Source organism: Chryseobacterium sp. 7, from assembly GCF_003663845.1.
Taxonomy (GTDB): Bacteria; Bacteroidota; Bacteroidia; order Flavobacteriales; family Weeksellaceae; genus Chryseobacterium.
In genome coordinates, this window is sequence record NZ_RCCA01000001.1 from 387,060 (window position 1) to 401,950 (window position 14,891).

Annotated in this window: 16 protein-coding genes; 10 read left to right on the forward strand and 6 right to left on the reverse strand. The window is 35.5% G+C overall.

Annotated elements, in window-relative coordinates; all coding sequences use genetic code 11:
* The first annotated feature begins 23 nt into the window (after window positions 1-23).
* Window positions 24-1,022: a cation diffusion facilitator family transporter gene (locus tag CLU97_RS01825; protein WP_121486432.1), complete on the forward strand. Its 999-nt coding sequence runs from the start codon at window positions 24-26 to the stop codon at window positions 1,020-1,022.
* Window positions 1,023-1,054: 32 nt separating this feature from the next.
* Here CLU97_RS01825 and CLU97_RS01830 read toward each other — a convergent pair whose 3' ends face one another.
* A complete protein-coding gene (locus CLU97_RS01830; protein ID WP_121486433.1) occupies window positions 1,055-1,501 on the reverse strand; it encodes an exosortase F system-associated membrane protein in 447 nt (148 codons plus the stop codon).
* Complete coding sequence (gene xrtF / locus CLU97_RS01835) at window positions 1,488-2,018, reverse strand: exosortase family protein XrtF (protein ID WP_121486434.1); 531 nt, start codon at window positions 2,016-2,018, stop codon at window positions 1,488-1,490. Before xrtF ends, CLU97_RS01830 begins: the two co-directional genes overlap by 14 nt.
* Window positions 2,019-2,245: 227 nt before the next feature.
* Between xrtF and CLU97_RS01840 the strand changes: the two genes are divergently transcribed.
* From CLU97_RS01840 to CLU97_RS01870, 7 genes are all read left to right on the forward strand, one after another.
* Window positions 2,246-3,271 carry an aminoglycoside phosphotransferase family protein gene (locus CLU97_RS01840; RefSeq protein ID WP_121486435.1) on the forward strand — a complete coding sequence of 342 codons (1,026 nt, stop codon included), beginning with the start codon at window positions 2,246-2,248 and terminating at the stop codon, window positions 3,269-3,271.
* Window positions 3,272-3,303: 32 nt separating this feature from the next.
* Window positions 3,304-3,708, forward strand: a complete 405-nt coding sequence (locus tag CLU97_RS01845) for a GxxExxY protein (protein WP_121486436.1) — start codon at window positions 3,304-3,306, stop codon at window positions 3,706-3,708.
* Window positions 3,709-3,783: 75 nt separating this feature from the next.
* Window positions 3,784-4,200, forward strand: a complete 417-nt coding sequence (locus CLU97_RS01850) for an RNase adapter RapZ (protein WP_121486437.1) — start codon at window positions 3,784-3,786, stop codon at window positions 4,198-4,200.
* 68 nt (window positions 4,201-4,268) lie between these two features.
* Window positions 4,269-4,982 (forward strand): NDP-sugar synthase, encoded by a 714-nt coding sequence (locus CLU97_RS01855; protein ID WP_121486438.1) that lies wholly within the window; start codon window positions 4,269-4,271, stop codon window positions 4,980-4,982.
* A gap of 9 nt (window positions 4,983-4,991) precedes the next feature.
* A complete protein-coding gene (locus tag CLU97_RS01860) occupies window positions 4,992-5,744 on the forward strand; it encodes a TIGR00730 family Rossman fold protein (protein WP_183084498.1) in 753 nt (250 codons plus the stop codon).
* Window positions 5,745-5,802: 58 nt separating this feature from the next.
* Entirely contained in the window at window positions 5,803-6,273 is a 471-nt protein-coding gene (locus tag CLU97_RS01865) for a DUF6702 family protein (protein ID WP_228437461.1), read from the forward strand.
* A gap of 274 nt (window positions 6,274-6,547) precedes the next feature.
* Window positions 6,548-7,099 (forward strand): inclusion body family protein, encoded by a 552-nt coding sequence (locus CLU97_RS01870; RefSeq protein WP_121486440.1) that lies wholly within the window; start codon window positions 6,548-6,550, stop codon window positions 7,097-7,099.
* 42 nt (window positions 7,100-7,141) lie between these two features.
* On the opposite strand, the gene CLU97_RS01875 is transcribed toward CLU97_RS01870, so the two are convergent.
* The 3 genes from CLU97_RS01875 to CLU97_RS01885 all read right to left on the reverse strand — a co-directional run bounded on the left by CLU97_RS01875 (window position 7,142) and on the right by CLU97_RS01885 (window position 12,104).
* Window positions 7,142-7,648 carry a hypothetical protein gene (locus tag CLU97_RS01875; protein ID WP_121486441.1) on the reverse strand — a complete coding sequence of 169 codons (507 nt, stop codon included), beginning with the start codon at window positions 7,646-7,648 and terminating at the stop codon, window positions 7,142-7,144.
* 147 nt (window positions 7,649-7,795) lie between these two features.
* Window positions 7,796-9,202, reverse strand: a complete 1,407-nt coding sequence (locus tag CLU97_RS01880; protein ID WP_121486442.1) for a DUF5689 domain-containing protein — start codon at window positions 9,200-9,202, stop codon at window positions 7,796-7,798.
* 25 nt (window positions 9,203-9,227) lie between these two features.
* Window positions 9,228-12,104 (reverse strand): carboxypeptidase-like regulatory domain-containing protein, encoded by a 2,877-nt coding sequence (locus CLU97_RS01885; RefSeq protein ID WP_121486443.1) that lies wholly within the window; start codon window positions 12,102-12,104, stop codon window positions 9,228-9,230.
* Between the two features lie 250 nt (window positions 12,105-12,354).
* Between CLU97_RS01885 and CLU97_RS01890 the strand changes: the two genes are divergently transcribed.
* Both CLU97_RS01890 and CLU97_RS01895 read left to right on the forward strand, forming a co-directional pair.
* The gene (locus CLU97_RS01890) at window positions 12,355-13,545 is read left to right on the forward strand and encodes an endonuclease (protein WP_121486444.1); all 1,191 of its coding nucleotides are present in this window, start codon (window positions 12,355-12,357) and stop codon (window positions 13,543-13,545) included.
* A 51-nt stretch (window positions 13,546-13,596) separates the two neighbouring features.
* Window positions 13,597-14,016, forward strand: coding sequence for a DUF6146 family protein (locus CLU97_RS01895; protein ID WP_121486445.1), 420 nt, complete (start codon window positions 13,597-13,599; stop codon window positions 14,014-14,016).
* 70 nt (window positions 14,017-14,086) lie between these two features.
* Here the strand turns inward: CLU97_RS01895 and CLU97_RS01900 are convergent, their stop codons facing one another.
* Window positions 14,087-14,683, reverse strand: a complete 597-nt coding sequence (locus CLU97_RS01900) for a superoxide dismutase (protein ID WP_121486446.1) — start codon at window positions 14,681-14,683, stop codon at window positions 14,087-14,089.
* Window positions 14,684-14,891: the final 208 nt, after the last annotated feature.

The following is a 14,891-nucleotide window of genomic DNA, read 5'->3' on the forward strand; positions in this document are numbered from 1 at the left end:
CTTTTTTTTATCAAACTCTTTATATGAATACCCAGAAAAGTACCCACAAAGAGAAAATAGGATTCCAAAAACTTATTGCAGTATTTGGAGTGATCCTTTTTATCGGAAAGATTATTGCCTGGAAACTCACCAATTCAGATGCCGTATTTTCTGATGCCATGGAAAGTATTGTTAACGTCATCAGTGCATTCATGGGATTGTATTCCCTTCATCTTGCTGCCAAACCGAAAGATGAAGACCACCCGTATGGACATGGAAAAGTAGAATTCGTTACTTCCGGTATTGAAGGAGCTTTGATTGCCATAGCCGGTGTTATGATCATCTATGAAGGAATTAATAGCCTTATTGTAGGAAAAACACTGAGTAAAATTGATCTTGGGATATGGATTATTGCAGCTACGGCAATTGTCAATTATCTTTTGGGGTATATTTCGATAAAAAAAGGAGAAAGAGAAAACTCTCTGGTTCTGATTTCATCCGGAAAACATCTTCAATCCGATACCATTACTACACTTGGGGTAGTAGGAAGCTTAATTATTGTTTATTTTACTAAAATATACTGGCTGGATTCTGTAGTGGCACTTACTTTCGGGCTTTATATCATATTTATAGGCTATAAAATCGTCCGAAAATCTTTAAGCGGTATTATGGACGAACAGGATCCTGAAATACTTAATCAGGTCATTAAAATCCTTGAAGAAAACAGACATGTAGAATGGATTGATGTACACAATATGAAAATTCAGCAATTCGGTTCTTCTCTTCATATTGATGCCCATATAACATTACCGTGGTATTATGACCTTCGTGATGCTCACGGTGAAATGGAAAAAGTAATTATCCTTCTTGCTAAAAATATTAAACGAACTATTGAGTTCAATTTCCATATGGATGACTGTAAACCCATCTCATGTTCAATCTGCCAGATCAAAGAATGCCCTGTCCGCGAAAAAGACTTTGTAAAGCGCGTAGAATGGACGCCGGAAAATGTAACGAGTGTAGATAAACACACTTTAGAATAGTTTATAGGAAAATGCGGACAAACAATGTTGTTTTATTTTCCTCCGCTTTCTCTACCGAGCATCTGCTTTCTGTAATAAAACATGGGAACAACCAGTAATATGATCAAAGGCTGAATGACAAACCTTCTCATGTAAAAAGAAAAAAGATATCCTATTTCAAATCTGTCTGAAATACAATACAGATAAATTGGCAAAGAGATGATAAAAACAATGGTAATCATCACAGCACCCTGCAATGTCCATTGTTTGTCTTTAAATAAACCGTAAATAATAAGGCAGGAAAATATAAGATTCAAAAGAAATCTCAACAAATGTCCACCAATGAGTTTTCCCCATTCAAATGCAGGGAAATCAATATTTTTATTGGCTTCATGAAAGTAATTCAGGAAAGGATCATAGAAAAGAGTATCTTCCAGAGCCCTCACCCCTATCAATCCGCAGATTCCTGCTATAACCAAAAGCCAATTAAGAATTTTCATGTTTTAAAGCAAAAAATTTAATCCATACCAGCCAAAGCAAAACAACAGTTCCATAAATCACAGCCGGGAAAATAAAATCGTGAAACATTTTTCCGTATTGTTCATAATCAGACATCACGATGTTCAGCCCAACAATTCTAAGGAGATTCATGATATACAATAAAACCAATCCTACTCCTAAAAAAACAAAAGTCTTTGCACCTTTATAAAATGCAAAAACAAAGGATACAAACAGAATAATAACAGAAATAGCATTACAGCCTTCCACCATTCTTGTCTCATATCTGTCTTTTACATAAAACCAAACCTGTTCATTCTTTACATCATCATAAAGCTGTGTAGGATATCCCAGCACATTCTGAATAGAAGTTACCTGATTCGCAATAATCCTGGAAAAAGGATCCAAACCAGAATCTTTACCACTATTAAGGTAAAGCTGGTAAGCAAAAAGCAGCACCAGATAAACAACAATAAAACGCAATAAAATACCTAAAACAGGTTTAAAGTCTTTCAGCATAATGCAAAGATAAAAATTAGCCCTTAATATCCTGAATCTGAATAAAGAAAGTTAAAAATCAAAACCTAAAACCGACAATAATCTGACTCAGGCTTAATAATTTTCTTAAAAACTCTAGCTAGAACAAATATTTAACATGCTTTTCATATCAATATCTTAACACTTAGCTTACTTCTTTAAACGATTATTTTCAACTCATGTTAATTTAGTATATTTGTTTCCATATTATGACTTCTGAAAACGCAAAACGATTTTTTGAAAACCATACAGGTAAAAAATCTTCCGAATTCGTCACATTAGCTCAAAGCGGCTCTGCTAGGGTCAATTTTCTGGCCACTGCCGGCACTGAAAAGTATATCATCACCTACAATGAAAATATTCCGGAAAACGAAAGTTTCCTTTATTATTCTGAAGTATTTTCTGGTCTGAACCTTAATACTCCTTCCATTCTTGCCATTTCTGATGACAGGAAAATGTACATTCAGGAGTTTCTGGGGCAGCATACACTTTCTGAGGTGATTACAAAAGAACAGCTGTCTTCCACTGTAAAAGTGTTGGTACAAGAGACATTGAATAAGCTTTACCAGATGCAGATCCTTACACTTGGGAAAATTGATTTTTCAAAAACTTTTGAATATGAAAGCTATGATGAACTTCCCGTGATTCATGATCTTTATTATTTTAAAAACTTTGTGGCCGATTTTCTTGAGCTTGAGTATAATAAATCAACGCTTCTTAAAGAATTCAAAAAGATTGCAGCGCTTATTGAAAATATTGAACCTAAAGGAATTATGATCCGTGATTTCCAGGCAAGAAACATCATGGTGAATCAAAATAATGAAGTTTCTTTCATTGATTATCAGTCTGCGATGAAGGGACCATTACTATATGATGTCATCTCTTTTCTTTTCCAGGCTAAAGCCAATTTCCCGGAAGATTTCAAACAGGAAATGCTGGAGTTTTATATTCAGCAGTTCGAAAATCCTGAAACCAGAATTCAACTAAAGAATGCGGTTATGCCTATTCAGATGATGAGATTTTTGCAGGTTTTAGGAGCATACGGATTCCGGGGATTGATTCAGAGAAAACAGCATTTCATGGCAAGCCTTGAAAAAGGAATCCAGAATATAACACAGTTCTCCGATTCATGGGAACACATGAATCATTATCCGGAACTGAAAAAAGTAATTCAACAACTTACCTCAGAGAAGACAAAGCAAAAAATTGAGGAAATAATAAATTTGAACCATTAAGAAAGCTTTAAGTCATTAAGAATATTAAGGTTATGACAAAAAAAGAAGTTACTCAACTGTCATATGAAATTACAGGCTTTGCTATTAAAGTCCACAAGGCACTTGGCCCTGGTCTGCTTGAAAGTGTTTATGAAGAATGCTTAAAGATTGAACTTCTTAAAAATGGTTATGATGTTAAACAGCAATTGTATTTCCCCATCAATTATGAAGGAATAGAAATTGAAACAAAATTAGTTGTAGATCTTCTCGTCAACGATATAATTATTATAGAATTAAAAGCCATAGAAGAAGTTTTACCAATCCATGAGGCACAATTACTTACTTACATGAAAGTTCTTAAAAAGCCACAGGGACTTCTTATTAATTTTTTCTCTAATAATATTACAAAGTCATTGAAGCCTTTCATTAATGAATTTTTCAAGGAACTTCCTGACTAAATTTTGATTTATCAAAATCTTAACTTACCTTAAAACCTAAATAAGCCTTAATGGTTTAAAAAATATATAGAAAATATGTTAAACATCGAGATACACAGTTTTTCCTACAAAAAAGGAGGAATCCCTAAAGACTATTCAGGAAATGGCGGAGGTTTCGCTTTTGACTGCCGTGGAATTTTAAATCCGGGAAGAATTGAAGAATATAAAATCCAGACCGGAAATGACATCGGAGTTCAGGAATACCTGGAAACCAAAACCGAAATGCCTAAGTTTTTAGAACTGATAAAATCTCTTGTTTCTATCAATATCGACGATTATCTTGCAAGAGGCTTTGAACACCTGCAGATCAATTTCGGATGTACTGGCGGACAGCACAGATCCGTATATTCCGCTATCAAAATTGCAGAATTTATCAAAGAAAAATATCCTGAAGGAACAGAGGTAACTCTTCATCACGATGAACAACCACAACTGAACATTAGTAATAAGTAATGAGCAATAAGTAATTTTCTAATTATACTTATATTACTCATTACCAATCACTCATTACTTATAATATTATGAAAGCTCTAATTTTCGCAGCAGGAAAAGGGACCAGACTTAAGCCGTTTACGGATCACCATCCGAAAGCTTTGGCCAAAGTAAATGAAGTTCCGCTTCTGGAAAGAAATATCACTTACCTGAAAAGTTTCGGAATAAAAGATTTTGTGATCAACATTCATCATTTTGGAGATCAGATTGTTGATTTTTTACATAAAAACAATAATTTCGGATGTAAGATCGAAATTTCTGATGAGACCAACGAACTTCTTGAAACAGGAGGCGGCTTGATTTTTGCAAGAAAATTTCTTGATCACGGAGAAGATTTTTTAATTGTGAATGCTGATATTCTAACCGACCTGAACATCAATGCATTGGTAGAATACCACAAAAAGATAAAAGATTTTGCTACTTTAGCGGTTTCGGACAGAGAGAGTTCGAGAAAACTCCTTTTCAATGATGATTTGGTTTTGAGAGGCTGGCTGAATGTACAGACTGGTGAACAAAGACTCGCTGAATTCAATAAAGGCTTCAAGGCTCTTGCTTTCAGTGGAATTCACTGCATCAATCCTGTCATTTTTGAAAAAATAAAAAGAACAGGCAAATTTTCTGTTATGGAAGAATATCTGGATCTGATGCAGACCGAACACATTCACGGTTTTGTTCATGACAGCATTCTTGTTGATGTCGGAAGACCTTCATCCGTAATAGAAGCCGAGAAACATTTTAAATAAATTTTTGCAATGGAACTTGATGGAACGAGGGATGAAAGTTTAGTAAATCCGGAACTTGACATTAACGAAACAAAACTACACAACAGTTTCAGACAAAAAACCTGGGACGAAACAATTACTAAAGACAGCTGGATGGTCTTCAAGGTCATGGCTGAATTTGTAGATGGCTATGAAAAGCTGGCCAAAATTGGTCCATGTGTTTCTATATTTGGTTCTGCCCGACTGAAGCCGGAGAACAAATATTATGAAATGGCTGTAGATATTGCTGAAAAAATCACCAAATTAGGCTTCGGAATCATTACCGGAGGCGGTCCCGGGATTATGGAAGCAGGAAATAAAGGCGCTTTTAATGCGAAAGGAAAATCAATTGGACTTAATATTGATCTTCCTTTTGAGCAGCATTTTAATCCTTATATCAATAAATCTTACTCCATGAATTTTGATTACTTCTTCGTGAGAAAAGTAATGTTTGTAAAATATTCTCAGGGATTCGTAGTAATGCCGGGAGGTTTTGGTACTTTGGATGAATTAACTGAAGCGATGACATTGATTCAAACCAACAAAATTGGAAAATTTCCAATTGTTTTGGTAGGAAGTGAATTTTGGGGTGGATTATTGGATTGGTTCAAGGCAACTCTGTTAAAAGAGGGTATGATTGCAGAAGATGATCTGGATCTTTATCGTGTGGTAGATACTGCTGATGAGGCCGTAGCACATATTAAGGCTTTTTATGATAAATATTCTGTGAATGTAAATTTCTAATTGGCATATTATTTGTGACTTAAAACTAGCAAGCATGATTGTAAATCTATTAATTAAGATGAAAAAACTTTTATATATATCAGGAATTTTAACATTTTTTGTGTTAATGAGTTTTATGTATGTAGACTTTTTCTCTTCAATGACCAAAGTTGACTATGTTGATGGAAGCAAGACATTGAAGTTTACCACAAAAATGAATACAAGCCACATCTCTGATGCTATAAAAATTAACCCTAGTACGGCAGGATTTGAAGCAGAAGTAAAAAAATATGTGAACAATAATTTTGATGTGTTTGTCAATGGGGCTCCCAAAACGATTACCTTCACAGGAAGTCAGGTCAGTGGAGAAACTGTATGGGTATATTTTGAAACCGGAGGTGTTTCGGATATCAATACCTTAAAGATTAAGAATACCATTCTTTTAAGTGCTTTTCCTAAACAAATCAATCTGGTAAATATTGCTTACAAAGGCAGCCAGAAAACAATGAATTTCCAAAGAGGAAAAGAAGTGAACGAGGTTTCTTTTTAAACGAAAATTAGATTTAACCATTATAAATGGGTACCCTGGAAAGTTGAACTTTTCAGGGTATTTTTTTGGAACTCATAAAAATCACCTCAAAGAGATTAATTAAGTACAAATACCTAATCTTAAATTTCAGCATTTACACTCTACTATTTTCATTTTCAGGAATGTACATTTGTATTGTAATTACAACCCAACAGGTGAAGCCGCATCACTTTAATCACGGGGCGGAATCTGAAAAGCCCAATGAGTAAGAAACACCAAACAAAACTAAAGTATCATGGAAGATATAGAACTTAAATCGTCCAGTCAGGCAATAGATGTCCTGATCGTAATTGACACGGATTATGTACGGGAAAAATATAAAAGCCCGAGTACAGATCCTAACAAACCTGTAGGAATAGACCATAACAGCCAGCATATGATTGTTTCAAATGCCAATGCTATTTCAGGACAGGGTTCTGCTGACCTCAACTTCAGTGCAAGAGCCGGAGATACAGTTTCCTTCAGAGGAACTTCAATTTATCAGAATTCGGATGACGCAGTTATTATTTATAATATTAAATACTGGTCCGGAGATCAGGTTTTTAATAATTTCGTATACAATTCTGTAAGAAGAAAGCAAGCTGCTGTACCGGATGTAAATTCTTTAAACGGCCTTCCTGCCACCTCTGCAGATATCAGCTTTGCCAGTATCGATTCAAAAGTAAGATCTACTGGGACAGAAAACTTTTATGTACAGTTTGGTCTTTATATTTTAGATCCTAAAGACAGTAACAAACAGATTCTGTACGGTTACTTTTACTGGGATCCAACAATTACAGTTAAATAAAAGGAAATAATAAAACCACTGCTGATGTAGTGGTTTTTGTTTTTAAATACTTCCAAATCCTGTATCCCATAAAAGTATTCCAAGATCAAGCTCACTGATATTAAAATCATTCTGATAATCTTTAAAACCGGGCTTCTTTTTTAAGTCTTCAATTGCTTTTTCTGCTTTTTCTAAAGATGAAAATACTCCGATATATCTTTCGTCATCCAGAAACGTGTGTATTGTATAATAATGACTGACGCTGAAAACAGTATTTAAGCCTAGTTCTTTCACTGAAATACAATTTTCATCTATGTCATCACCTTTTTCAATGTAGTCACGACCAATCTCTCCTATCACCTCTTTAAATCCTTCATTCCAGTGTACTTTATCTAAAATATAATGATCTGTAACAAAACATTCCGGATAATCTCTGAATCCGAGCAGAATAACCGCTTTGGCTTTTAGCGCCTCCAAATCTTCAATACTATTGGAAAACCCAAGAAATTTGGTATCTGTATGGGTTTCATCAGTATAAGTATGATTTAAAGCGTAGATAAAATATTCCATCTTAATTTTTAAATACAATTTTAAAAATAAAAGTATAAAATCTCTGTTAATTAAACTTTATCCTAACTATTAAAAATAAAATGCGGCAGCTTGAAAAGCTGCCGCATTTTTATAAAGTGTATTAGAACTATATTTTATCCTAATGTATTACTCAATTTTGATGTTATCAATCTGAACATCATATACTCCACCAGTTCCGGTTTTGATAGCAAACATATCTTTTCCGGCAGTAGTGTTAATATCAGCAATACCTGTAAGAGTAAGTTCAACTAATCTCCACTGTCCGTTTGTGTTGATAGATCCTGTGTAAGAGTTTGCACTTTCAACTCCTAATGTAGCTCCAGTAGAGAATGTTCCTAGGTTAAATACATAGAAACCTCCACCTGCTTTATATACGTTGAAAGAAAGTGTTTTTCCTGTTGCAGTACCTTTGATGTACATCGTAATTCTTTTTGGTACAGCTGGAATTCCTGTAGTAGCAATAGATGTAAATACATAATCGTTAGCTGTAGGGGTACCTTTAATCTGAAGTGAATTTGTACCATTATATCCTAAACCAACCCCTTGTGTAGCATAAGGCTTAAGTCCGAAGCTGTTTACACTTGTTAAGAAAGTTGCCCAGTTTTCAAAATCAGATCCTGCAAAAAGGTTTACAGCAGAAGCAGAAGGAGCTTCAGGCTCACCTGGGTTGAATCTGTCATTCGGGAAGTTGATATCATCAAGAGTTCTGATATAAGCCTGTTCTGTATAAGTTGTAGTGTTGCTTGTCCCTGTATAACGGCTTAAAAGAAGAACGGTATCACCACTTTTTGCATATTTAGGAGAAATGGGAGACTTCGCAAATGTTGCATAGTTGCTGAAACGAAGGTCTAATCTTCCTGCTTTTTTATCTGTAATGTAACGGTCACCTGTAGCAGATTCATCGGCAAAAGTTTTTGTTAATTCCGGGTCTTCAAACTGAACGTTTTTAATTTTTACAAGCTGGTTGATGTGAGCACCATTTTTAAGAGCATCAGAGATAGAAGCAAACTCTAATGGCTTCATTGCAGCTACAACTGGCTTTTGTCCGTCACAAACTCTTGCAACATAATTTGAAACTTTATTCGGGTTGATTCTACCGATAGGATAGTTAGGATCAAAAGAACCTACTTTAATGTTTCCATTAACCCCCTGAACGATCAATCCTTTAAGGTTAATTCTTACTAAAGCTCCTACCGGGAAATCAAGATACTGATTACCTCCATCGATATCAATTTCGATACCCTGCGTTGGGTTTTCAGGCTTATCCTGAAGGAACATCATTTTGTAGATGTTTCCTGACTCATCACTTGAAGAAACATAAGCTTCAACGATATAATCTTCTTTAATGATATCAGCTTCAGCAGGTTTTACTTTTGCAATGGTTGCAAGTTCTGATAACTGGTGATTAGCTGCTGCAAATTTGTTGGTACATTTGATTTCCGGCACATCATAATCATCAGTCTTTACACAAGATGAGAACGACAGCATTGAAATGGCACTAAAGATCGCCGCTTTAAAATATATATTTTTCATTGTTTTCGATTTTTAATTAATTTTTTTAGAATCTGAATTGAAGGTTCACAAAATAAGATCTACCCTGATTATACCAATATTTCGGAGCGAATACCATATTTCCGCTGTCATAATCATTAGCATAGTCATTATAGTTAACGTTTCTAGTCTGCTCAAATCCACCTGTAATAAAGTTTCTGTTATTAAGGATGTTATTTACAGATGCCGACACCAATACATAATACTTACCAATCATCCACGACTTACCTGCATTCACATTAAAGAAGAATGCTGAAGGCAGTTTTGTAGGAGTAAGAACTCTTGCAAGCTCTTCATCAGTTACGTTATCGTAAGGTACTCCCGGTGTATTGGGGTTAGTATAGAATCTGGCAGTTCTGGTTACCGGAGACGGATCTAAGAAAGAATGGCCGAAATAGTTCCATGTTGCGCCTACCCACCAGTATTTAGGGCTGCTGTAACGAAGACCTAAAGTATATGCCTCCTGAGGAGTTCCACCCTGTCTGTAGTTTTTAAGAGTAGCCTCACCCATGTTCGTGTAAGATCTTGAAACGATGTTTCCGTTTCCGTCAAGCTCTCTGAATGTTCCTACTGCATCAGACGCAAAATAAACTGTAGGATTGTTTGTATACGTATACTGTCCTAAGCTTAATAATCCACTAGCCGTTAATGTAGGAGTAACTTTCAGCTGTGCACCAAGTTCAACACCCATGTTTCTCTTATTAGCACCTGCCAATACCTGCGTAATGAAAGCACCATCCTGAATTGGAGCCTGATCCCCGCTTTCAGTAAGCGTTGTCAATTTAACTCCCTGTGCGAAATATCTTTGTACACTTGTTTCGTTCTGAGTATTAACAAGGTAACCTGTTAATCTAAGTTTTAAAACCGGAGTAGAGATTACGTAACTCAAATCATTGGCATCAACAACAACGTTCTTAATCCCCGGTGTAGTAACACCACTTACTCTTGTATTAAAATAAATATCATTTAAGAAAGGAGACTGTGAAAAGTAAGCTCCGTTATAAACCAGGAAGTTTCTACCATTGATTTTGTACGTAACCTGACCTTTAACCCCAACATTCCAGAAGTTCTGGTCTGCTCCTTTTCCGTAAGAAGACTCATACAGATAGTGCTGGAACAATCCTTCTCTGCTGTTTGTAGTGTAACCGAATAATCCGGAAATGAAAACATCAAATTTCCCTGTTGCAAATTTGAAAGCAGGGTTTATTTTAAATTCCTGTCTTCTGAAAATATAGCTGTACCCTATTTTATCTCCTTCTTTTTTGGCAACATCTGTATCGCTTTCTCTAGTGTTAAATTTACCCCAAACACTTCCTGCGGTAGTATTGGATGCAAAAGGATCCATATTCAGTGCAAAATCTGCTCCTAAAAGATCGTTTACTTCTCTGTACTGTTCAGATCTGTAATTCTGGTAAGATAAGTTTAAGATAAAACGGGATGTATCGTTAAAGTTGTACGTATAGTGCGTTGCTACATTCCATACTTTATCATCTTTTACATCATCTACAAGATAATAAGCAGCTCTTCTTCCGCCAAGGAATGCATTGTATTCTACGTTTCTGTTGGCATTATAAAGATTATCCCAATTAATCTGAGTGTGAGACTGATCATCGTTTGTCCACCAGTCTCTGGTAATTCCGATGTTTGCAGCCTGTTCAGGTGCAGGGTTGGTGTAGTTTAACCAATAGCTCGGCAAATTACGGTAATAGGTTGGAGACGGGTTATTGGCTCTGTACCAATCTAACCTTGAACTGTATTCTTTACCGAACTGGTAAGAAACAGAAGTCCACAATTGAGAGTTTTTGTTGATTTTCCAGAAATCCTGTAATTGGATCATTGGCTGGAAACCTCTTTTCACTCTTTCATTTCTTTTATCTCCGTTTTGCCATCCCCAGTAAGAGTTGTAATGAACTCCTCTGAAGTCATACACTTCCTGAGTACTTGGACTTGAAGAGCTTCTTGAATATTTGGAACCAATAGCATTTAAAGTCATGGTATGGCTGTCGCTGAATTTCTTCTCAATACCAAGATATCCACTGTATGCATCATATGCTGTACCATCCTGAATCCCTTCCTGTGCCCATCTTCTCGCGATCATTCCTGTAAATGCCCATCCGTTCTTATTCATTCCGGAAGAGAATCTGTAAGATAATCTGTTCGTATAGTTTCTGTTCGTAAGAGAGTAGGTCAGCTGACTTCCTTTTCTGTATTCGCTGGCTTTAGTGTTTTTGTAAAATACACCGGTAGTTCCTCCGAAAGCATATTCTGAAGGCGCATGGTTAGCTGAAATTTCCGGGTAACGGGTAATTTCGTTCAAACCTCCCCATGTGCTGAAGTCTACGTCACCGTTATCTGCAGCGGCCATAGAAACCCCATTGATCATATTCTCACCTGTTCTGCTATCAATTCCTCTTGGTCGGAACCAGTATGGTCCTAAATCGAAACTTGCAATTCTGTTGAAAACATCCTGAGAGGACTGCAGTAATCCTACTGTTGCAGTTTGCTGTGCACCACCGCTGTCACTTTCTCCCGAATCCTCTACAATAGCCAAACCCTGATCTGCACCGTTCAATGCAGAATAAAGAGTAATTACTCCAAGATCTTTTCTTTTCTCATCACTAGTTACATCAAATTCAAAAATTTTAGTCTCGAAATTTGGTTTTGTAACCATAATCTGATAATGTCCGGGCATCAAATCCGTAAATTGGAAATAACCGATTTTGTCTGCCTTTGCATCATTTCCTGCTCCTTTTAAATCTACACTTGCTTGCTCCACAGGCTTGCCATCTGCATCCTTAAGATACGCAAACACTGTTGTCTGCGCATAATAATATGACGCAGGCAGCAAAGTAAATAAAGAGATCAATGATAGTTTTTTAATCATGAGTATATTAATTTTTTAATACTTTTCTTATTAATTCTCAACAGTTTAAAAGTTGGGGGCACAAATTTAGTTAAATTTTATAATTCACAACTTTTTTAACGTAAATTTTTCTTAACATTGCAAACTTTTAAGAATCATTATATAAATGATGATAGCATTGTTGCTTTTAAATTTACAAATATTTAAAATACAGTGAATTAAAAAAAAGTAAATTTGCAAATTAAATAGTATTAATAATAACTCTAAAGAAATGAAGAGATTTTCGAGTCTGTTTGCCATCCTTATTTCAATCATGGCATTCTCACAACAACAAGGGAAACTGAGAAAAGTAGCTACCGTAGGATTTTTAAACGTAGAAAACCTTTGGGACACTATTCGCTCAGCAGATTATATCGATGGAACCAAAGACATAAAGAATCCTGCTTTTCACAGAAGTATTCCTATTGATTCGATCAAATTTTTGGAAGCTGAAAAATATGACGGACCATGGAGCGACGGTGCTTTAATAGGGAAAAAAGTAGTTAGAGAACAAGGAGGATCTGAAGAATTTACTCCAAAAAGTGCAAAAAACTACGGGTCAAAAATCTATAAAGCAAAATTAGCCAACGAAGCGAAGGTAATTTCTGAAATGGGAGCGCAATATACCAAAACAGCTCCTGCGGTAGTAGGCTTAATTGAGGTTGAAAACAGACAGGTCATTCAGGATCTTGTAAATGAACCTGCTTTAAAGAAGTATGACTACGGAATCATTCATTACAATTCTTATGACTACAGAGGAATTGACGTTGCATTGATTTATCAGAAAAGAAGATTTACTCCTACTAATTCTTTAAAAAAGGAATTGGTAATCTACGGAGACAACGGAAGAAGAGAATATACCAGGGATATCCTTGTGGTAACAGGGTTTTTAGATAATGAGAAAGTAGCATTTTTCATGAATCACTGGCCTTCAAGAAGAGGTGGTGAAGCTATTTCTTTACCTAAAAGAAATGCTGCTGCAGCTTTATTAAAACAACAGATGGACAGCGTAAGAGCTGCAGATCCTACCACAAAGCTGTTTGCAATGGGAGATTTTAACGATGATCCTGTAAGCCCAAGTTTAAAAAATCATTTGAAAGCTCAGGCAAGCCCTAAAGATTTAAGCGAAGAAACACCTTATCTGAACCTAATGTATCCTCTATATAAAAAGGGAGTTGCCTCTCTTGCTTATCAGGATGCTCCTAACCTGTTTGACCAGATTATTGTTTCTAAAAACGTAATTTCTGATCAGGTAACTAAAGAATATTCTGTTTATAAGGCAGAAATTTTTGCTCCGGCTTACTTAGTCAATAAAGAAGGAAATTATAAAGGGTATCCTTTCAGATCCTGGAACGGAGACCAGTTTACAGGAGGCTACAGTGACCACTTCCCGGCATTTGTAGTTCTCCAGAAAGAACCATAAAAAAGTTAGGCACTCTTATTGGAGTGCTTTTTTTATGTAAATACTTCTATCATGAAAAATATTGTTTTATTAATAATGATTGCATTAGTGCCTTTCAATTGTTTTTCTCAGGAAACATCAAAGAAAGATAAAGAGCAGCATGAAATGAAGCCTTCTAAAAACGAAGACGGAGAATGGGATCTTACTGTAATTGATACCCAGTTTGATTATTTTCTGAGTGCTGTTGCAAAACCCATAAGCCAGTATACAGAATCTTATCTGAAAACAAAAAACACATTTTTGGTCAACGAATGGAACAGCTATTATAATTCCGGGAGATACAGAAACGTCATAGAATCTGGAATAGATTACGATCCTAAGGAAAACTACGGGATCAAGTTTGAATATAAATTATACCAGGTCTTCGTGTATGTGAACTGGAAATATAAATTAAGAATGAACGGATTATCCGGAAGTGATGCAATAAGGTAGTTTATAATTATATTACATAAAAAAGGTTCAGAATTACTCTGAACCTTTTCATTTTTATAATAGCTGAAAATTATTTATTGAATAATTCTTCTACTTTATCCCAGTTTACTACATCGAAGAATGCAGAAACATAGTCAGGTCTTCTGTTTTGATAGTTTAAATAATAAGCATGCTCCCAAACATCTAATCCTAAAACCGGAGTTCCTTTAACGTCTGCAACAGGCATTAATGGGTTGTCCTGGTTAGGTGTAGAAGAAACAGATACAGAACCGTCAGCATTTTTTACCAACCAAGCCCATCCTGAACCGAATCTTGTTTTAGCAGCATCAGAAAAATCAGTTTTGAATTTCTCAAGACCTCCGTAGTTTTCGATAGCAGCTTTTACATTTCCTACAGGCTCTTTGCTTCCTCCTGGCGTTAAAATTTCCCAGAATAAAGAGTGGTTGAAGTGTCCTCCGCCATTGTTTCTTACGGCTGGCTTATCAGTTCCTGTCTGGCAGATTTCTTCGATTGTTTTTCCTTCCAGTTCAGTTCCTTCAATTGCTTTATTTAAATTGTCAATATATGCCTGGTGGTGTTTTGTATGGTGGATTTCCATAGTTTTTGCATCAATAGTCGGCTCTAATGCATCATATGCATATCCTAGTTTTGGTAATTCAAATGACATAATCTTTATTTTTAATGTTATAACCCAAAAATAGCCAATATTTAAGGTATTATCAAGGATTGTAGATTACTTTAATAAATCTTTAACATTGATACATTGATTTAGAATGAATTAAATTTTAGAGTAAAGAAGTTTGAAGAGGGAAGATGGAGGTTTAAAAGGCTTTTTTTAATGTAAATATTAGACTTGCGGCTTCTAATCTTTGGAT